Annotated in this window: 14 protein-coding genes and 2 pseudogenes; 8 read left to right on the top strand and 8 right to left on the bottom strand. The window is 65.2% G+C overall.

The genetic code is table 11. The features are described from left to right. Window positions 1-139: 139 nt before the first annotated feature. Entirely contained in the window at window positions 140-1,639 is a 1,500-nt protein-coding gene (gatB, locus tag CKJ82_RS02665; RefSeq protein ID WP_095276239.1) for an Asp-tRNA(Asn)/Glu-tRNA(Gln) amidotransferase subunit GatB, read from the top strand. An 86-nt stretch (window positions 1,640-1,725) separates the two neighbouring features. Here the strand turns inward: gatB and CKJ82_RS02660 are convergent, their stop codons facing one another. Then, window positions 1,726-3,180 (bottom strand): YkvI family membrane protein, encoded by a 1,455-nt coding sequence (locus CKJ82_RS02660; protein ID WP_095536920.1) that lies wholly within the window; start codon window positions 3,178-3,180, stop codon window positions 1,726-1,728. A gap of 308 nt (window positions 3,181-3,488) precedes the next feature. On the opposite strand from CKJ82_RS02660, the gene CKJ82_RS02655 reads away from it, so the two are divergent. Continuing rightward, a complete protein-coding gene (locus tag CKJ82_RS02655; protein WP_095536919.1) occupies window positions 3,489-3,971 on the top strand; it encodes a GNAT family N-acetyltransferase in 483 nt (160 codons plus the stop codon). Here the strand turns inward: CKJ82_RS02655 and CKJ82_RS02650 are convergent. After that, a pseudogene (locus tag CKJ82_RS02650) lies at window positions 3,968-5,031 on the bottom strand (glutathione S-transferase family protein). The gene CKJ82_RS02655 and the pseudogene CKJ82_RS02650 sit on opposite strands and share 4 nt — an antisense overlap. 105 nt (window positions 5,032-5,136) lie before the next feature. Here CKJ82_RS02650 and CKJ82_RS02645 point away from each other — a divergent pair. Beyond that, window positions 5,137-5,913, top strand: coding sequence for a DoxX family protein (locus CKJ82_RS02645; RefSeq protein WP_095536918.1), 777 nt, complete (start codon window positions 5,137-5,139; stop codon window positions 5,911-5,913). Here CKJ82_RS02645 and ilvD read toward each other — a convergent pair. The 4 genes and pseudogenes from ilvD to CKJ82_RS02625 all read right to left on the bottom strand — a co-directional run bounded on the left by ilvD (window position 5,910) and on the right by CKJ82_RS02625 (window position 10,479). Continuing rightward, window positions 5,910-7,748, bottom strand: a complete 1,839-nt coding sequence (gene ilvD, locus CKJ82_RS02640; RefSeq protein WP_095536917.1) for a dihydroxy-acid dehydratase — start codon at window positions 7,746-7,748, stop codon at window positions 5,910-5,912. The genes CKJ82_RS02645 and ilvD overlap by 4 nt on opposite strands. A gap of 62 nt (window positions 7,749-7,810) precedes the next feature. Then, window positions 7,811-8,329, bottom strand: a complete 519-nt coding sequence (locus tag CKJ82_RS02635; protein ID WP_095536916.1) for a PH domain-containing protein — start codon at window positions 8,327-8,329, stop codon at window positions 7,811-7,813. A gap of 55 nt (window positions 8,330-8,384) precedes the next feature. Continuing rightward, a pseudogene (locus CKJ82_RS02630) lies at window positions 8,385-8,819 on the bottom strand (TlpA family protein disulfide reductase); the annotation flags it as partial. Window positions 8,820-8,997: 178 nt separating this feature from the next. Continuing rightward, window positions 8,998-10,479 (bottom strand): multicopper oxidase family protein, encoded by a 1,482-nt coding sequence (locus CKJ82_RS02625; RefSeq protein WP_095535021.1) that lies wholly within the window; start codon window positions 10,477-10,479, stop codon window positions 8,998-9,000. Window positions 10,480-10,676: 197 nt separating this feature from the next. Between CKJ82_RS02625 and CKJ82_RS02620 the strand changes: the two genes are divergently transcribed. Beyond that, window positions 10,677-11,003 (top strand): heavy-metal-associated domain-containing protein, encoded by a 327-nt coding sequence (locus CKJ82_RS02620; RefSeq protein ID WP_095536915.1) that lies wholly within the window; start codon window positions 10,677-10,679, stop codon window positions 11,001-11,003. Between the two features lie 13 nt (window positions 11,004-11,016). Here CKJ82_RS02620 and CKJ82_RS11970 read toward each other — a convergent pair whose 3' ends face one another. Then, window positions 11,017-11,256 carry a hypothetical protein gene (locus CKJ82_RS11970; RefSeq protein WP_240510668.1) on the bottom strand — a complete coding sequence of 80 codons (240 nt, stop codon included), beginning with the start codon at window positions 11,254-11,256 and terminating at the stop codon, window positions 11,017-11,019. Here CKJ82_RS11970 and CKJ82_RS02615 point away from each other — a divergent pair. Both CKJ82_RS02615 and CKJ82_RS02610 read left to right on the top strand, forming a co-directional pair. Continuing rightward, entirely contained in the window at window positions 11,182-13,290 is a 2,109-nt protein-coding gene (locus tag CKJ82_RS02615; RefSeq protein ID WP_240510648.1) for a copper-translocating P-type ATPase, read from the top strand. The two genes, CKJ82_RS11970 and CKJ82_RS02615, sit on opposite strands and share 75 nt — an antisense overlap. A gap of 49 nt (window positions 13,291-13,339) precedes the next feature. Beyond that, window positions 13,340-14,026 (top strand): DUF305 domain-containing protein, encoded by a 687-nt coding sequence (locus tag CKJ82_RS02610; RefSeq protein ID WP_095536913.1) that lies wholly within the window; start codon window positions 13,340-13,342, stop codon window positions 14,024-14,026. Window positions 14,027-14,542: 516 nt separating this feature from the next. On the opposite strand, the gene CKJ82_RS02605 is transcribed toward CKJ82_RS02610, so the two are convergent. Continuing rightward, a complete protein-coding gene (locus tag CKJ82_RS02605; RefSeq protein WP_095536912.1) occupies window positions 14,543-16,102 on the bottom strand; it encodes a mechanosensitive ion channel family protein in 1,560 nt (519 codons plus the stop codon). A gap of 314 nt (window positions 16,103-16,416) precedes the next feature. Between CKJ82_RS02605 and CKJ82_RS02600 the strand changes: the two genes are divergently transcribed. Both CKJ82_RS02600 and ilvN read left to right on the top strand, forming a co-directional pair. Beyond that, complete coding sequence (locus CKJ82_RS02600; RefSeq protein WP_095536911.1) at window positions 16,417-18,306, top strand: acetolactate synthase large subunit; 1,890 nt, start codon at window positions 16,417-16,419, stop codon at window positions 18,304-18,306. After that, window positions 18,307-18,825: an acetolactate synthase small subunit gene (ilvN, locus tag CKJ82_RS02595; protein WP_095536910.1), complete on the top strand. Its 519-nt coding sequence runs from the start codon at window positions 18,307-18,309 to the stop codon at window positions 18,823-18,825.

Genomic DNA, 18,825 nt, shown 5'->3' with positions numbered 1-18,825 from the left:
TACGATCACCGTGCCCGTTCTGGTTGGGGAGTCTGAGAAATCGGGGTAACGCACGGCGACGATGATAAGGAAGCGTATCTTCGCTCGCAATCGTGCACTGGCGAGGAGAACGTGCGCGTCGATTAGTAGAATGGGGCGCATGACTGCCTACGACTTGATGGATTACGACGAAGTACTGGAAAAGTACGACCCCGTGATGGGGCTCGAGGTGCACGTGGAGCTCGCGACGGAGACGAAAATGTTCTCCACCGCCTCCGCGCACTTCGGTGCTGAGCCCAACACCAATATTGACCCGGTCTCGCTCGGCCTGCCGGGCGCGCTGCCCGTGGTCAACGCGAAGGGCGTCGAGTGGGCGATCAAGATCGGCCTGGCGCTCAACTGCGAGATCGCGGAGAGCTCCCGCTTCGCGCGCAAGAACTACTTCTACCCGGACCAGCCGAAGAACTACCAGATCTCGCAGTACGACGAGCCGATCGCGCACGACGGCTACCTCGACGTGCAGCTGGAGGACGGCACCGAGTGGCGCGTGGAGATCGAGCGCGCCCACATGGAGGAGGACACCGGCAAGCTCACGCACCTCGGTTCCTCGTCCGGCCGTATCACGGGCGCGACCGCCTCGCTGGTGGACTGCAACCGCGCCGGCATCCCGCTCATTGAGATCGTGACCAAACCGATCATTGGCGCCGGCGAGCGCGCCCCCGAGGTGGCCAAGGCGTACGTTGGGGCGCTCCGCGAGCTGGTCAAGGCCCTCGGCGTGTCCGACGCGCGCATGGACCAGGGCTCGATGCGTTGCGACGCCAACCTGTCCCTGCGCCCCATCGGCCAGGAGAAGTTCGGCACACGCACCGAGACGAAGAACATCAACTCGCTGAAGTCCGTCGAACAGGCGGTGCGCTTCGAGATGCAGCGCCAGGCCCAGGTGCTTGACGACGGCGGCGAGATCGTCCAAGAGACCCGCCACTACCAAGAGAAGGACGGCTCCACCTCCAAGGGCCGCCCGAAGGAGGAGGCGAGCGAGTACCGCTACTTCAACGACCCGGACCTGCCGCCGGTGATTGCGAAGCCGGAGTGGGTCGAGGAGATCCGCCAGACGCTGCCGGAGCTGCCGTGGGTGCGCCGCGCGCGCATCCAGGAGGAGTGGCAGCTGCCGGAGAAGGAGTTCCGCGACCTGGTCAACGCGGGCGCCCTCGACCTCGTGGTGGACACCGTCGAGGCCGGCACCACCCCGGACGAGGCCCGCGCCTGGTGGGTCTCCTACATCCAGGCGAAGGCGAACGAGGCGGGCAAGGACCTCGACGCGATCGGCGTCGCCCCCGCCGACGTCGCGCGTGTGGTTGAGCTGGTCAAGGAAGGCAAGCTGACCACCAAGCTCGGCCGCCAGGCGATCGACGGCGTCATCGCCGGCGAGGGCACCGTGGACGAGGTGGTCGCTGCCCGCGGCCTCGAGGTCGTGCGCGACGACGGCGCCATCGAGAAGGCGATCGACGACGCGCTGGCTGCGAACCCGGACATCGTGGAGAAGTACCGTGCGGGCAACAAAAAGGTCACCGGCGCGATCGTGGGCGCTGTCATGAAGGCCACCCAAGGCAAGGCTGACCCAGGCGAGGTCAACAAGATGATCGCCGCGAAGCTCGCCTAGGCGCAGTTTTTCGCTTCACGACGAAAGGCGCTCCCGGTCTTGGACCAGGAGCGCCTTTTTGCGTGCGCGGGGGCGTCGAGAAGCTGCTACTTCACCGGGGTGCTGCCGCCCGGGGTGTCGTCGTTGCCCTTGACGCCGTTGGGTGAGTTCGGGTCGACGGCGGGGAAGCTCCCGGTCTCGTAGACCTCCTTGTAGGCGTCCCAGTCGATGCCGTCGCCGTCGGACTCCGGCGCGCCCTCGTAGTCGTCGTGATCCGGGTCGAGGGAGGGGGCGTCCTCGAGGTTGAACTCGTTCTCCTCGTCAGCGTCGAGGTTTGCTGCGACCTCCTCCTGGACAGAGTGCCACAGGTCGGAGTCCTCGACGTGGGACTCGGAGGCGAGCCGCTCCACTTCCTTGCGCTCCTTGGCGGTCAGCTCGTCCTCGGACGGGTCGAGCGCGGTCTCGGCGAGCTCGGCGAGGCGCTCGCGGCGGCTGGTCTCCTCCTTGATGTTGTCGCGGTCGTTGAACCAGCCGACGATGATGGCGATGGTCAGGATGATGCCCAGATAGCCGATCGCCGGGTAGACCCAGCTGATCAGGTCCGCGAAGCCGACGAAGGACAGCAGGAAGCCGATGCCGACCACGATGAAGTACACCATGCGGAAGCGCTCCGGGTGCTTGTTGGTCAAGCGGCGGGCCATGGCGTAGAACATGCCCACGGCGGTGTTGTAGATCATCATGTAGATGATGATGGAGACGATGACGCCGACGACCGGGTGCATCGAGTCAAACACGGCGAGCAGCGGCATGTCCTTGCCCGCGACCTTGTCCATGTTGAAGAACAGGATGAAGTTCAGGATGACCAGCATGATGGCGAAGATGAGGCCGCCGAGCAGGCCGCCGACGCCGGCGGTGCGCGGGTTCATCTGCGAGCCGGCGATGACCAGCATCATCGACACCGCCATGATGTTGACCAGCGTGCCGTAGTTGACGGCGGAGAGCAGCCAGTTGTTAAACACGCCGTCGGCGGGGGACTGCTGCAGGGCGATGTCGTTCATCGCGTGCAGGCTGTCGGGCATGTGCATGATGGTGATGCCAAACGCCACGAAAACGGCGATGATGAGGAACGGCGTGATGACGGAGATGACCTGCGTGATGCGGTCCACATCGAGGAAGCCGGACAGGACGAGCAGGACCGTCATGATGGTCGCGCCGATCCACGGGGCGAATCCGAACTGCTGGTTGAGGTTGGAGCCGGCGCCGGCGACCATGACGAAGCCGAATGCGAAGAGGCTGAACATGGTGGCGTAGTCCATGTACTTGGACACGATCGGGCTGGATACGCGGTTGAACACCACGGAGTGGTCGTCGGCAAGGTAGTACGAGCCGAGCTGGAAGATGGTGGTGCCGACGACGAAGATGATGATGCCGGAGATCACGGCACCGACGATGCCGATGTAGCCGAAGGCGAGGAAGTACTGGATGACTTCCTGGCCGGAGGCGAAGCCGGCGCCGACGAGCAGGCCGACGAGCGCCATGGCCACCTGAATTGTCTGTTTCATGGAATGATCCTAGAAAAATAGTCGTACGATAAAAATGAACCGGGGCGATATTAACAAAGCGCGCTCGCCCCCGCGAATGGCCATTTTGCGTGTGTACGGGCATTTTTCGCTTCTCGACGCCACCACCCACCCCAAGAAACGCCAGCGTATCGCCCCGCACGCGCGCCCAGCGTGCGCACAGCGCCGCCTCGGCCGCGGGATCGTTTCGCACAGTAAAACGTGACCTTCTCGTGACATTGAGGGTGCGGCAGGGTCGTTGGTGTCTCCCAATTCTGGAATCCGCCCGCTCTCGCCTAAGCTAACGACCCATGACGACAATCCGCCAGGCCACCGACGCCGATGCTGCTGCCATCTACGCCATGATCAACGAGCTCGCGCTCTACGAGAAGGAGCCCGACGCGGTGACGTCGACCGAGCAGGACGTCCGCGACCACCTCTTCGGCGTGAACCCGAGTGTGTTCGCGCTGGTGGCGGACAACGACGGCGAACTCGAGGGGATGGCCCTGTGGTTCTTGAGCTACTCCACCTGGGAGGGCCGCCACGGCATCTGGCTGGAGGATCTCTACGTCCGCGAGGAGTGCCGCGGCAGGGGGATCGGCACGGCGCTGCTGCAGGAGCTCGCGCGCATCGCGGTCAAGAACGACTACCGCCGCGTCGAGTGGTCCGTGCTGAAGTGGAACACGCCGTCCATCGGCTTCTACAACGCGATGGGCGCCGACGATATGGGCGACTGGTCGACGATGCGCCTCGACGGGGCGGCGCTGCGCGTTCTCGGCGGCACGCGCGACTAGCGCTGGAACGGCGCGGGGTGCTTGACCTCCTCGCCGGCGCGGACGGGGCACGGCGGGGTGACCCCGTTGGCGAAGGGGGAGCCGGGGAGGAGGTGGCGCTCGTGGGCGTCGATAAGCCAGCGCATGTCGGGGCCCGTGGGGACGACGCCGGTGGGGTTGATCTCCGCGTGGGTGATGTAATAGTGCTCCTTGATTTCTTGGAAGTCGGTGGTGTCGCCGAAGCCCGGGAGCTGGAAGAGCTCCTGGAGGTAACCGCGCAGGTTGGGCATCTGCGCGATGCGGTTGCGTGACGCCTTGAAGTGGCCGACGTAGACGGGGTCGAAGCGGACGAGGGTGGGGTAGAGGTAGACGTCGGCAAGCGTGATGTGCTCGCCCACGAGGAAGCGGTGCCGCGAGAGGTGGTCCTCCAGCCGGTCCATGTGCTCCCAGAGGTCGGCGTAGGCCTCCTCGTACGCGTCCTGCGAGCCGGCGAATCCTGCGCGGTACACGCCGTTGTTGATGTGGTGGTAGACGCGGTCCGCGACCTCGTCGATCTCGGCGCGCAGCTCGCGCGGGTAGAGGTCGGGGGGGCGCCGTCGCGGTGGTGGGCCGCCCAGGCGTCCTGGAAGTCGACGGGGATGCGGCGGAAGTCGTTCGTGACCGCGGTGCGCGTTTGCTTCTCGACGATCACCGGCACCGTAATCCCACGCGGATAGCCCGGGAAACGCGCCTCATAGGCGTCTTTGAGGAAGTGCAGGCCCGTCTCGGGGTCCTTGCCGTCCGGGCCGAGGTCGAAGGTCCACGAGCGGGCGTCGTGGGTCGGGCCCGCCAGGCCGAGTGAGATGGCGTCTTCGAGGCCGAGGAGGCGGCGGACGATGATCGCGCGGTGCGCCCATGGGCAGGCGCGCGCCGCCATGAGCCGGTAGCGGCCCGGCTCGACGGGCCAGGCGCAGGTGCCGTCGTCGGCGGGCTGCGGGGCGCTGCCCGGGGCGAGGTCGGCGCTGAAGGAGTCGGCGATATAGGTGGTGTCGCGGACGAACTCGCCGTCCGGGGACGCGTTGCGTGCTGGGGTGGAGATCATGGACTCGAGTATCCACGCGAAACGATGACGTGTCAGCCAAGTTTTGCGGGGGCGCGCCGAGGAGATTGCCAGCGGCCGTGGGGCGCGTGGCATAGATTTACAGGCATGGACAAGAAGAACGCACGTGACGTCACTCCTGATGATTTCGATCCGCTCGACGGCCTGCCGTACGCGCCGCTCGGCAATGAGGACACTGCCGGGAGTACGGCGGTGGGGGCGTCGACAAGCGAACAGCCCGCGACGCTGACCGGCAAGGCTGCGCCGACCGAGGTGTTCCCCGAATCGCCGACCGAGACCGTACACCTCGACCCGACCCCAGCCGTGGCCGAGCCGGAGCCGGTGCGCGTCGAGGAGCCGCGGGCGAAGCGCGGCACCATTGACTTTGGGCTGCTGCTGCTGCGCCTCCTGCTCGGCGGTTGGCTCATCGTCGCGTCCGTGACCACGCTCTTCCGCCTCGGCGGCTCCGACGGCATCTCCGAGCTGCGTGACGCGTTTGGCGACTACGCGTACGGCGACGGCCTGGCCATCGTGGTGCCGATCCTGCAGCTCGCCGCCGGCGTCTTCCTCGTGCTCGGGCTGCTCTCGCCGATCGCGTCGATGGTGGCGGTCGCCGTGACCGGGTTCATGGCGGTGCACGGCATCGTCGACGCCACCGACTCCTGGAACGTCTTCGCCTGGGGCGCCGAGGCGTGGCTGCCGATCATCCTGTTCGGCCTGGCACTGGGCCAGCAATTCACCGGCCCGGGCTTCTACGGGGTGGACGCCAACCGTTCGTGGGCGCGCCGCCCCATCGCGTGGAGCTGGATCTGCGCGCTGCTCGGCGTGGTCGCCGCCGGGCTGATCTGGTGGTTCGGCACCGGCGTGAACCCGGTCGCGAACTAATCCACCTGGCGGACCGCGCCCTTGTCGGCGCTGGTCGCCATCTTTGCGTAGGCGCGCAGCGCCTTCGATACCTCTCGGACGCGGTTCGGCGTCCAGGGGCGCTCTGAGGCCTCCATCGCTTCTCGACGCTTCCGCAACTCCTCCTCCGGCACGTCCAGCTTCAGCTCGCGGTTCGCCACCGAAATGGCGATGGTGTCGCCGTTCTCGATCAGGCCGATCAGGCCGCCGTGCGCAGCCTCGGGGGAGATGTGGCCGATGGACAGGCCGGAAGTGCCGCCGGAGAAGCGGCCGTCGGTGATCAGCGCGCACTTTTTCCCCAGGCCAGCGCCCTTGAGGAAGGACGTCGGGTGCAGCATCTCCTGCATACCCGGGCCGCCCGACGGGCCCTCGTAGCGGATCACGACGACCTCGCCCTCGAGCACCTCGCGGTTCAGAATCATAGATACCGCCTGCTCCTGCGAGTCGACCACGCGAGCCGGGCCGGTGAACTCCCAGAGCCCTTCCTCGACGCCCGCGGTCTTGAGGATCGCGCCGTCCGGGGCGAGGTTGCCGCGCAGGACGACCAGGCCGCCGTCGGAGGTGATGGGGTGCTCCAGGTCGTGGATCACGCCGTTGGCGGAGTCGGTGTCAAGGCAGTCCCAGCGGGCCGACTGCGAGAACGCCTCGGTGGTGCGGTTGCCGCCCGGGGCTGCGTGGTAGAGCTCGATGGCCTCGTCGAGCGGGTGATCGCCGCGAATGTCCCAGTCGCCGAGCCATTCGGTGAGGGAGTTGTAGGCGACCGAGTGGACGTCGTCAAGCAACAGGCCCCCGCGGTGCAGCTCGCCGAGGATGGCGGGGATGCCGCCGGCGCGGTGCACATCCTCGACGTGCGCCTCGCCGTTCGGCGCGACCTTGGACAGACAGGGGATGACGTGGGAGAGCTCGTCGATGTCGGTGAGGTCGAAGTCGACCTCGCCCTCCTGCGCGGCGGCGAGGATGTGCAGGATCGTGTTGGTCGAGCCGCCCATCGCCATATCCAGGGCCATCGCGTTGCGGAACGCGTGCTTCGTAGCGATGTTGCGGGGCAGGACGCGCTCGTCGCCGTTGCCGTAGTAGCGCTTGCACATCTCGACGATCATCTCGCCGGCCTTGGTGAACAGGTCGCGGCGGGCGGTGTGGGTGGCCAGCGTCGTGCCGTTGCCCGGCAGCGAGAGGCCGAGGGCCTCGGTGAGGCAGTTCATGGAGTTCGCGGTAAACATGCCGGAGCAGGAACCGCAGGTGGGGCAGGCGCCGTTGGCGATGTCGTCGAGCTGCTCGTCGGAGACCGCGTCGTTGGCGGAGAGCGCGATGGCGTCGATGAGATCCGACTTCGGCTTGGTCACACCGTCGACCGCGAACGCCTTGCCGGCCTCCATCGGGCCGCCGGAGACGAAAACCGCGGGGATGTTCAGGCGCATCGCGGCGTTGAGCATGCCTGGGGTGATCTTGTCGCAGTTAGAGATGCATACCATCGCGTCGGCGGTGTGCGCGTTGACCATGTACTCCACCGAGTCCGAGATGATCTCACGGCTTGGCAGGGAGTACAGCATGCCGGAGTGGCCCATCGCGATGCCGTCGTCGACGGCGATCGTGTTGAACTCCTTCGGCACGCCGCCCGCCTTGCGCACCGCGTCAGCGACGATGTCGCCGACGTGCTTGAGGTGCACGTGGCCCGGCACGAACTGCGTGTACGAGTTGACGATCGCGACGATCGGCTTACCAAACTCGCTTTCCTCCGTGCCAGTTGCGCGCCAGAGGGCGCGGGCACCGGCGGCTTGGCGGCCAACAGTGGTCACGCGCGAGCGAAGGGGAATCACGAAAAGCTCCTTACGACGAGGGATGGGGTGGGGGCACGGGGGCGTCGATAAGCGAAAGGGCGCTAGCTCGGACGCGGGCCCGGCGTATCAGGGTGAGACTTAAGGTACTCCTCATACTCTTCGCGCGACAGCAGAACGTGGTGGTTGTCCTTGTCGATGATCTCGTACTTGCCGTCCGCAGCCTCCTGCGCGCCCGTGATCACGTCCGCTATTCGTCCGCGCGACGCCTCCGCGAGCTCTGGCAGTGAATTAAAAGTCACGCCGGGCATGGGGTACTCCTTGCCGGAGGTGGTCGTCGCCATCGCGCGCGCCCCCTTAAACCCGATCCCCTCGAGCTCATCCCAAGCGATGCGCGTATTCGGTCGTACGACATAACGCAGTGCGATGCCACGCTCATCGACAGTGGTTGAAGACGAAAGCACCCACACAATCCACCCGATCGGGAACAGCAGCAACCACCCCAACGCCAACGGCGCCCACGAAATACCAATCAACGCGATACCAATCATGAGGACAACACCAATGATGTGCTCGCGAGACGGACGAAAAACCTTCGGCTGATGATCAGACTGCTCAGTCATGCACAACATGCTAGTCGGCGCGAGGCTGGACGCGGCGATTGGTGCGCGGGTGCGTAGCGATACGAAACGGCGGGTCGTAGATCGAGAGATAGGTCACCGCGTTGTCGAGTTTGAAGTCCTGGGCGATGGTCTGGTTGTAGTCACGGATGTTGATGCCTAGCACCGTGCCGCCGAGGGGATCGAGAGTCTCCTGGACAAGCTGCAGGTCATCGACTTCCGCCTGACACGGTGCACACCACTGGCCCTAAGCGTTGAGGACGACGACCTCGCCTTCAAAATCAGACAGGCTTATCTCATCACCCTTCTCCATCAGCGACGGGCCGGAGAAATCCGGCAGCGGGGCACGTTCCTCCTTTACGCAGATAATCTCGGTTTGGCCTCCTGGTGAGTGGTACTGGAAGGTGCCCCCGACGGCGACGGCGTTTCGAGCGCCGTCGCCTGAGGAACAGGCCACCAGGGTCACGGCGGTGAGTACCGCGACAACCGCGATGGCGGCTCTACGGGGGTGTGCTCGGCATCGATTAGATTTCCTTATTCCGGGGCGGTGGGGAAGAGGACGGTGTTCTGGTTGTCCCGGAAGACCACAACACCGAGGAAGCTCATCGTGCTGCCCGGCGGGTGGTCTGCAGCGACTCTGCCCACCTCGGCACTCAATCCTGCTGTGGGGGTTACTCGTAGCGAAGCGAGCTGAACATCCCGGTTTCCATGTGATAGGCGTTATGGCAGTGAAATGCCCACTCACCGGGGTTGTCAGCGATCAGGTCGGCGACCATGGTTTCACCGTGGCGGAGAAGGACGGTGTCCTTGCGTAGCCCGCCGCTGCCGGGCAGCGCCCACGTGTGGCCGTGGATGTGCATGGGATGGGGCATCATGGTCCTGTTGCGCATGACCAGTCGCAGGCGCTGGCCCTCCTGCACGGTTGCGGAGGAGGATTGGCCGTCGGTGAGAATGCTCCATTCATACGGCATCATCTGCCCGCCCAGGTCGATGCTGACTTCTCGGTCTGGTGTGCCCTCGGGCAGGAGTGCACGGTCTGCTGGCTTCAGGGAGGACAGAAGCAGTCCGGTGGACGACAACTCGGGGAAGTCGACATCGGGGTTGGGGGCCTGGCCGCCGGCGGTGCGGATGACGGCGAAGGCGCGGTCGTCCTTACCCACCGCCAAAGCCGTGAGCGGGAAGATGCCGTCGTCGAGGATGACCTCGACGTCGACACGCTCGCCCATCGACAGGTAGATCGATTCGGTCTCCGAGGGCTGGACAGGGAAGCCGTCGGTGTGGGTGACGGTCATGCGGTGACCACCGAGGGCCACCTTGAAGATGGTGTCACCGCCGGAGTTGATAAACCGCAGGCGGGCCTTGTCGCCCGGGCGAGCCTCGAAGGTCCGGTGAGCGCGGGGGATACGTCCGTTGATGAGGTAGTGCGGATACATCACATCGCCGGCATCCCCGCCCAGTACTCGGTCCGGGGTGCCGTGCATCATCTGGCCGTGACCTCCCATTCCCATCCTCCCGTTATGGTCGCCCGAACCCATTCCGGTGAGCTTGTCGAGCTCATCTTCGGGAGTGCCCTGAATGCCATCGACCCAGTCGTCGAGCACGATGGTCCACTCGACGTCGTGGTCCTCAGCGTCTTGCGGGTCACGGATGATCAGTGGGGCGTGGAGGCCGCGATCAAGCTGCAGGCCGGTGTGAGAATGGTAGAAGTAGGTGCCACCGTGGGGGGCTTCAAAAACATAGGAGAAAGACTCGCCAGGTTCAATGGGGTCCTGGGTCATGCCGGGCACACCGTCGGCTGCGTTGTGGAGTGCGATGCCATGCCAGTGGATGGAGGTGCTCTCAGGCAGTTCATTGGTGATATCGACCTGGAGGACGTCGCCGGCGGTGGCCTCAATGGCCGCATCCCCGGTGTCAGAGACGTATCCCCACGTCTTGGCTTCGATGCCGCCGATATCCAGCGAGAGGGGCCGGGCGGTCAGTTTCCGGCGCACCGTCGGCTCACCGAGCGCAGTGGGGGTGGGAGTGGGGCGAAGGGAGGGACTTGGTGCCGAGGCAGCGGGTCCAGGATCGCTGGTGCAGGCGGCCACGGCCCCGGTGCCGGCGAGGGCGAGCCCGCCGAGCAGAATCTGTCGTCGGGAATACGCGTTCATCATCATTTAACCTTTCTTGGTGCAAGATTTCAGTGACACGGGAGACAGGCGCAGGTGAGGACCCAGCCCCGCGTGAGAGCCGTGCCCTCCACTCCTTGAAAATATACCCTGGTGGGGTATACGCTAGGGAAATATACCCCAGGGGGGTATACGATAAAGGGCGGCATCGCCGCACCCCACCGAACCGAAGGAGCTTTCCCATGATCACCTCCCAGCCCCGCCTCTTGCCCATGGCCTCCCACGGCTGCAGCTGTTGCGGACCTGCCTCACGCGCCGACACCGCCTCCAGCCCTGCCACCAGCGACTCGTCAGCAGGAGGGTCTACCCCTAGCTACCAGGTCACCGGCCTGACCTGCGGGCACTGCGCGAAAAGGGTGACCCAGGCCCTTCAGGCCCTTCCCCAGGTCGACGACGTCCAGGTTGATCTCGCTGCTGGTGGAGTTTCCACCGTCACGGTCACCGGTGTCGTACCTCCGGAGATGGTTCGCCGGGCCATCGAGGACGCCGGCTACACCGTCTTATCCTGATCAGTTTTACCCGTCATCTCGACCCCGACCGGGTTGAGTGGAAAGGAACGTCATGAGCACTCCCCACCATTCCGGCGATCATCATGGTGATCACCCCGCTCCGGAAACAGACCACACCTACCATCCGGATCATGCCAGCCACGAACACCACGCAGATGCCGACACCCACGGCCAGGCGATGCCCCACGATCACCCGCATTCCGCCCTGGACGACGACCACCACGTTCATGGTCACGGCGAACACGCCGGACACAGCACCGCAATGTTTCGGGACCGCTTCTGGTGGTCGCTGATTCTGTCCATTCCCGTCGTTATTTTCAGCCCCATGGTCGCCAACCTGCTTGGCTACCACCTCCCGGCATTCCCCGGATCCACCTGGATCCCCCCGGTGCTGGGCACGATCATCTTCGTCTACGGCGGAACGCCTTTCCTCAAGGGTGGATGGAAAGAACTGAAATCCCGCCAACCCGGGATGATGCTCCTGATCGCCATGGCCATCACCGTGGCGTTTGTCGCCTCCTGGGTCACCACTCTGGGGCTGGGCGGTTTTGAGCTGGACTTCTGGTGGGAGCTGGCCCTGCTGGTGACCATCATGCTGCTGGGCCACTGGCTGGAGATGTCCGCTCTCGGGGCCGCGTCCTCCGCGCTTGACGCGCTGGCTGCCCTGCTGCCGGATGAGGCCGAGAAAGTCATCGACGGGACCACCCGCACCGTGGCCATCTCCGAGCTGGTCGTCGACGACGTCGTGCTGGTGAGGGCCGGTGCCCGGGTGCCGGCCGACGGAACCATCATCGACGGAGCCGCCGAATTCGATGAGGCGATGATCACCGGCGAATCCCGTCCCGTCTTCCGCGACACCGGTGACAAGGTGGTCGCCGGTACCGTGGCCACCGACAACACCGTCCGCATCCGGGTGGAGGCTACCGGCGGGGACACCGCCCTGGCCGGGATCCAACGCATGGTTGCCGACGCCCAGGAGTCCTCCTCCCGGGCCCAGGCCCTGGCGGATCGGGCGGCGGCGTTGTTGTTCTGGTTCGCGCTGATCTCCGCTCTGATCACCGCGGTGGTGTGGACCATTATCGGCAGCCCGGACGATGCCGTGGTGCGCACGGTCACGGTGCTGGTCATCGCCTGCCCGCATGCCTTGGGCCTGGCGATTCCGCTGGTCATTGCGATCTCCAGCGAGCGGGCCGCGAAATCCGGGGTGCTCATCAAGGACCGGATGACGCTCGAGCGGATGCGCACCATCGACGTGGTGCTCTTCGACAAAACCGGCACCCTGACCGAGGGTGCGCACGCGGTCACCGGTGTCGCGGCAGCTGGCGGCGTCACCGAGGGCGAGCTGCTGGCCCTGGCCGCCGCCGCGGAGGCCGACAGTGAGCACCCCGTGGCCCGCGCCATCGTGGCGGCCGCGGCCGCCCATCCCGAGGCCTCCCGTCAGCAAATGCGTGCAACTGGTTTCAGCGCCGCCTCCGGCCGGGGGGTCCGGGCCACTGTCGATGGCGCTGAGATCCTCGTGGGCGGGCCGAACATGCTGCGCGAGTTCAACCTCACTACCCCGGCCGAGCTCACCGACACCACCAGCGCCTGGACCGGGCGTGGGGCCGGTGTGCTCCATATTGTCCGCGACGGTCAGATCATCGGTGCGGTGGCCGTCGAGGACAAGATCCGCTCCGAATCTCGCGCCGCCGTGAAAGCCCTGCAGGACCGCGGGGTGAAGGTCGCGATGATCACCGGTGACGCGCAGCAGGTGGCCCAGGCGGTTGGCCAGGACCTGGGGATCGATGAGGTCTTCGCCGAGGTCCTGCCTCAGGACAAAGACACCAAGGTCATGCAGCTGCAGGACCGGGGTTTGAGCGTGGCCATGGTCGGTGACGGTGTCAATGACGCCCCCGCTCTGACCCGCGCGGAGGTCGGTATCGCCATCGGTGCCGGCACGGATGTGGCCATGGAATCTGCCGGGGTGGTCCTAGCCAGTGATGACCCGCGGGCAGTGCTGTCGATGATTGAGCTGTCCCAGGCCAGCTACCGCAAGATGATCCAGAACCTGATCTGGGCCTCTGGCTACAACATCCTCGCCGTGCCGCTGGCCGCCGGAGTGCTCGCCTCGATCGGGTTCGTGCTGTCCCCGGCCGTGGGCGCGATCTTGATGTCTGCCTCGACCATCGTGGTGGCCCTGAACGCCCAGCTGTTGCGCCGGATTGATCTGGACCCGGCCCACCTGGCTCCCACCGAGTCGAAGGAGGAACACACCACGCCTACTCCGAAATCCACCGCCGTCCACTGATCCACCACTTTTCTCCACTGACCCCATATGACCCTGAAAGGGCTCCACCATGAAGCGCACCCTTGTGCTTTCCGCTCTCGCCGTGGCCTCCACCCTGGCGCTGGCCGCCTGCGGTGAGGCCACCGAGTCGGGCATCACCGACGCCACCACCTCGGCCACCAGCACTGCGAAGACTACCGCTGAGACGACCAAGACCACCACGGCGACGACTGATGCGGACGGGGAGATCTCCGCCGATCACAACGACGCGGACATCATGTTTGCCCAGATGATGATCCCTCATCACCAGCAGGCCGTGGAGATGAGTGAGATGCTCCTGGCCAAGGAGGGTATCCCCGCCCAGGTCGTGGAGTTTGTCCAGGGGGTTATTGACGCCCAGGGACTGGAGATTGACCGGATGAACGCCATGCTCGAGGCCTGGGGCCAGCAGCCGGTCACCGACTCTGGGGGCATGGGGGCCAGTGACGAGATGGGTGGAATGGATCACGGCGAGATGGGTGGCATGAGCGGGATGATGAGCCAGGAGGACATGACAGCCCTTGAGGAAGCCCAGGGCACCGAGGCCGCCCGCCTCTACCTGGAGCAGATGACCGCCCACCACGAAGGTGCGGTCGACATGGCCCGTGACGAGGTTGCTGACGGCCAGAATCCCCATGCGATCACCCTGGCCGAACAAATTATCAACGACCAGGAGGCCGAGATCGCTCAGATGCAGCAGATGCTCACTGACCTATGACAGGTCCCCGTCTTTTTCTGACCCCGAGGACAGGAATCTGAAAAAGAAGGGTAACCGTGACGATTGCCACCTGCTGCGGGCGATGGGTCGTTGTCACTGCAGCGGGTGCACCGGGGTGGATGTTTCTTCTCCTTCTGGTCGCACCACTGAGCAAAGGGGAGAGCTCCTGTGTCCAGACCCTTGGAGGACTACGCATTATTGTCCGATACTCACACGGCCGTAAAACACCCCGGCCGTATCCACCAAGTGCTCGGCACGGTCCTGGTCTCACCCGCGAGAGTTGAGCGCATCAACGCTTGCGCCGGCGGCATCGGCAATGATGGAGATGCCGTTCCTGTCGGCGGTAACAAGCGCGTCAATGTAGTCCATGCCCCACATAATAACCGCAACAAGCACCCCATGACCAGGGAAAACGGCAAAGTGCGAGAAGTATTCCAATATCGCCCCGAAACAGAACCGAGCCCCTGTTTCCAACGTCTAATACAGTTTGGGGCTTTTCAGCATAGGACGGTCGTTTTAAGGCTCGGTGGAGAGCGTTGCGGACTCAGTGACCTGTGGGAGTGCAGACTCAGAGGCGGTCGGGCTCTGAAGCGCGTCGCTGCTTCGGACGGTTTCGTCTGAGCTCGAGGTTTCCAAAGGTGTGTGCTCAGTGGACTGTTGGGCCTCAGTGGTGGGCTGGGCTGGGGCAGTAAACTCCGGTTCGGTTTGCTCGTAGGTGGGGGCGACGTCCTCAGCGTCCGGCACGGTCTCGGTCGTCTGCGCGGTGGTGCGGGCGGGAGGTGCGAGGAAGCCGCTGTTTGCCTCGCTTTCTTCGCCTGGTTGCACCATGAAGCCACGGATGAGCAAGAGGACGCCGAAGATCGCCAGCAATACGAGGGTAGACATTCGCATGATGCCGTTGAGTACCCGTTGTGGCGAAGAGAAGAACCAGGTGCGGTGGTCGCTGCCTGTATCGGTGCTGGGGGCGTCGTCAGTGCGCGCGTTGTCGCCGTGGGCAGCGAAGGAAGCGGGGTCAGACCGGGTGGGTGCTGCGGCCGGATCGTCTACCGGGTGCGGAGGGGTCGGGCAGTTCGTCGCTTCGGCGGAGGGCGACGGTGCTGGTGTTTCCGTCGTGTCTGTCGCATCCAGTGCATCGGGAGGACGAACAGGAGAGGGTGCCTCGGGCGGGTTGACGCCGGAGTGATGCGTGTGTGGAGGGGTGACGGGGGCGTCGACAAGCGTCCCGTCGAGCGTCGTTGCGGAGCCGTACTCGTTCCAAAATTCGTCGAGGATGGCGACGCGGATTGCGCGCTCGACCATCCACTGGGCTAGCGGGTCGACGCGCACGAGGAAGCGCATGTCCACGGTCCAGGGCGAGCCGACGGTGGCGGGCGGTGCGATGCCGACGGCGGGGTGGACCTGCAGCTCATCGCGGACGGTGTCGGCGATTTCCGGCTGGGCGAGGGCGCGGCGCGCGGCGCGTTCGGAGCGCGCGATGGCCTCGTCGGCGGAGCGGGATCCGAGCAGCGGGACGGGGATGACCACCATCGCGTTGGACCAGTAGTTGGATTGGTTGATGCACACGCGGGCGGTGGAGTTCGGGATGGAGACGGTCGCCTGCTCGATGGTGCGGATCTGCGTCGCGCGCATGGTGATCTGGATGACTTCGCCCTCGATGTCGACCCCGCTGCCTTGGAACGAGACGTAGTCGCCCACGCCGTACTGCTTTTCGGTGAGGATGAAGAAGCCGGCGAGGAAGTCCGCGATGATGCTCTGCGCGCCGAAGCCGACGGCGGCGGAGACGACGGTGGCGGGGATCGCGGCGCCGGCGAGCGAGAAGCCGATCTGTTGCAGCGCGAAGATGAGCAGGAGGAAGTAGGCGACGATTTCGCCGATGTAGACCGCCACGCCGACGAGGGCGAGTCGGCTCTTGCCCTCGTCCACATCGGTCGTGCGCGTGACCTGGCGCTCGAAGTAGCGGTTAATAAACCGGCCGGCGCGCGGCACCAGCAGCGCGAGGACGAAGAGGAGGGCGAGGTTGATGCCGGTTTCGGCGATCCAGTGCCACCACTCGAGCAGAATATATGTGAACGGCATAGTCTGTTTGAGTTTAGTCCGGGGCAGGGGGCCTGAACGGTGCCGTCGGTCACACTCGCGCGGCTTCCCAAAAAGTGGGATGTGAATTTTAATCAGTGAAATCGGCGCGGTAGTCCGCCCGGCTGTGTAACGTAGCGCACATGATCACACAGCGACTAGTAGTACGAATTCCCTCGCGGCGCTTGCCGTAGCGGGTTCGTTTTCGTACGCCGCTGACACAAGCGCCCTCGACAGCACTCACGAGAAGTGCTCGCCGGGGGCTTTTGTTTTGATCACCCTCACAACCGACACATTGACCCAAGGAGTTTGGAAACGTGGCAGCTTCATCGAATGCGCCGGACGGCAACTCGCAACCGGCGCCGAGCGTCGAGCCGGAGCGAATCACAGGCGCGGACGCGGTCGTGCGAAGTCTTGAGGAGTTGGGCACCCGGTTCGTCTTCGGGTTGCCGGGGGGAGCGGTCCTTCCGCTTTACGACGCCCTGTTTCAGGCCGAGAAGCTGCGCCACGTGCTCGTGCGTCACGAGCAGGGTGCCGGCCACGCGGCGGAGGGGTACGCGGTCGCCTCTGGCCAGGTGGGCGTGTGCCTGGCCACCTCGGGTCCGGGCGCGACGAACCTGGTCACCGCGATCGCGGACGCGTACCTGGACTCCGTCCCGATGATCGCGATTACGGGCCAGGTCGGTTCGCCGCTCATCGGCACCGACGCCTTCCAGGAGGCGGACATCCGCGGTATCACGATGCCGATTACCAAGCACAACCTGATGGTCACCCGCGCCGAGGACATCCCGGCGGCGATCATCGCAGCGCACCACATCGCGTCGACGGGTCGCCCGGGCCCGGTCCTGGTGGACATTCCGAAGGACCTGCAGGCCGCAGAGATCGAGTTCGCGTGGCCGCCGGTAGTGGACCTGCCCGGCTACAAGCCGAACACTAAGCCGCACAACCGGCAGATCGCGCAGGCGGCGAAGCTGATCGCCGCCTCGGAGCGCCCGGTGCTCTACATCGGCGGCGGCGTGGTGAAGTCGGGCGCGCACGAGGAGCTGCTTGCGTTTGCGGAGCGCACCGGCATCCCGGTGGTGACCACGCTCATGGCGCTGGGCGCGTTCCCGCAGTCGCACCCGCTGTACATGGGTATGCCGGGCATGCACGGATCCGTCCCCGCGGTCGGCGCCCTGCAGGAGGCGGATTTGCTCATCGCCATCGGCACGCGTTTCGACGACCGCGTCACCGGCGACACCAACACCTTCGCCCCCTACGCCAAGGTCATCCACGCCGACATCGACCCGGCCGAGGTGGGCAAGATCCGCGAGGCGGACGTGCCGATCGTCGGCGACGCGAAGAAGGTCCTGTCCCAGCTGTTCGATGCGTTTAGGGACGAGAAGAGGAACGCTGCGCCGTCGATAAGCAATTGGCTCGCGCGCCTCAACGACTTGAAGGAGCGCTTCCCGCGCGGCTACGACCCGCAGTCTGACGGCAAGCTCTCGCCGCAGTTTGTGATTGAGACGCTGTCGAAGACGGTGGGGCCGGACGCGATCTACGTCTCGGGCGTGGGGCAGCACCAAATGTGGTCGGCCCAGTTTGTTGACTTTGAACAGCCGCGGCACTGGATCAACTCCGGCGGCCTCGGCACGATGGGCTTCGCGGTGCCCGCGGCCCTCGGCGCGAAGGTCGCCTGCCCGGATAAAGAGGTGTGGGCGATTGACGGCGACGGCTGCTTCCAGATGACCAACCAGGAGCTCACCACCGCCGCGATGGAGGGCTTCCCGTTCAAGGTGGCGCTGATTAATAACGGCAATCTTGGCATGGTGCGCCAGTGGCAGACGCTGTTTTACGACGGTAACTACTCCCACACCAAGCTCGGCGGGGAGGAAGTCTACGTCCCTGACTTTGTGCAGCTGGCAACGGCGCTCGGCGCGGAAGCGATCCGCGTGACCAAGGAGGAGGACGTGGTGCCCGCGATCCAGAAGGCGCGCGAGATCAATGACCGCCCGGTCGTGGTTGAGTTCATCGTGGGGGAGGACGCGCAGGTGTGGCCGATGATCGCGGCCGGCACGTCGAACTCGGATATGCAATACGCGCTGGGCATGCGCCCCTTCTTTGATACGGAGGAGTCCGCCGGCGAGTCGCCGGAGGCGATCAACGAGGCCATCGAGGCCGTAGAAGCTACAGAGGCTGCCGATACCACCACCCAGGAGGGAAAGTAGATGTCTGACCAAACCATTTCTCGCAACACGCTGTCGGTGCTGGTGCTGGACGTCGACGGCATCATCACCCGCGTCACCGCGCTGTTTACCCGCCGCGGTTACAACCTGGTCTCGCTCGTGTCGGCGAAGACGGAGACCGAGGGCATTAACCGCCTGACCATCGTTGTCGACGCGTCCGAGTACGCCATCGAGCAGATCACGAAGCAGCTGCACAAGCTGGTGCAGGTGCTCAAGGTCGCGCGCCTGGAAGACGACTCGATGATCGCGCGCCAGCTCATGCTGGTCAAGGTGGCCACGACGAACCAGAACCGCCCGCAGGTGGTGGACGCGGCGAACATCTTCCGCGCCCACATCGTCGACGTGTCGCCGGAGTCCGTGGTCATCGAGGCCACCGGCTCCTCCCAGAAACTCAAGGCGTTCCTCGAGTTGATGGAGACCTTTGGCATCAAGGAGCTCGTCCGCTCGGGCAACGTCGCGCTGAGCCGCGGCCCGAAGACGATGGCGCCGACGAAGGGGTAG

The organism is Corynebacterium gottingense, assembly GCF_002285125.1.
Lineage (GTDB): Bacteria > Actinomycetota > Actinomycetes > Mycobacteriales > Mycobacteriaceae > Corynebacterium > Corynebacterium gottingense.
The sequence above is the reverse complement of the archived record's forward strand: the minus strand, read 5'-3'. Positions and strand labels throughout refer to the sequence as shown.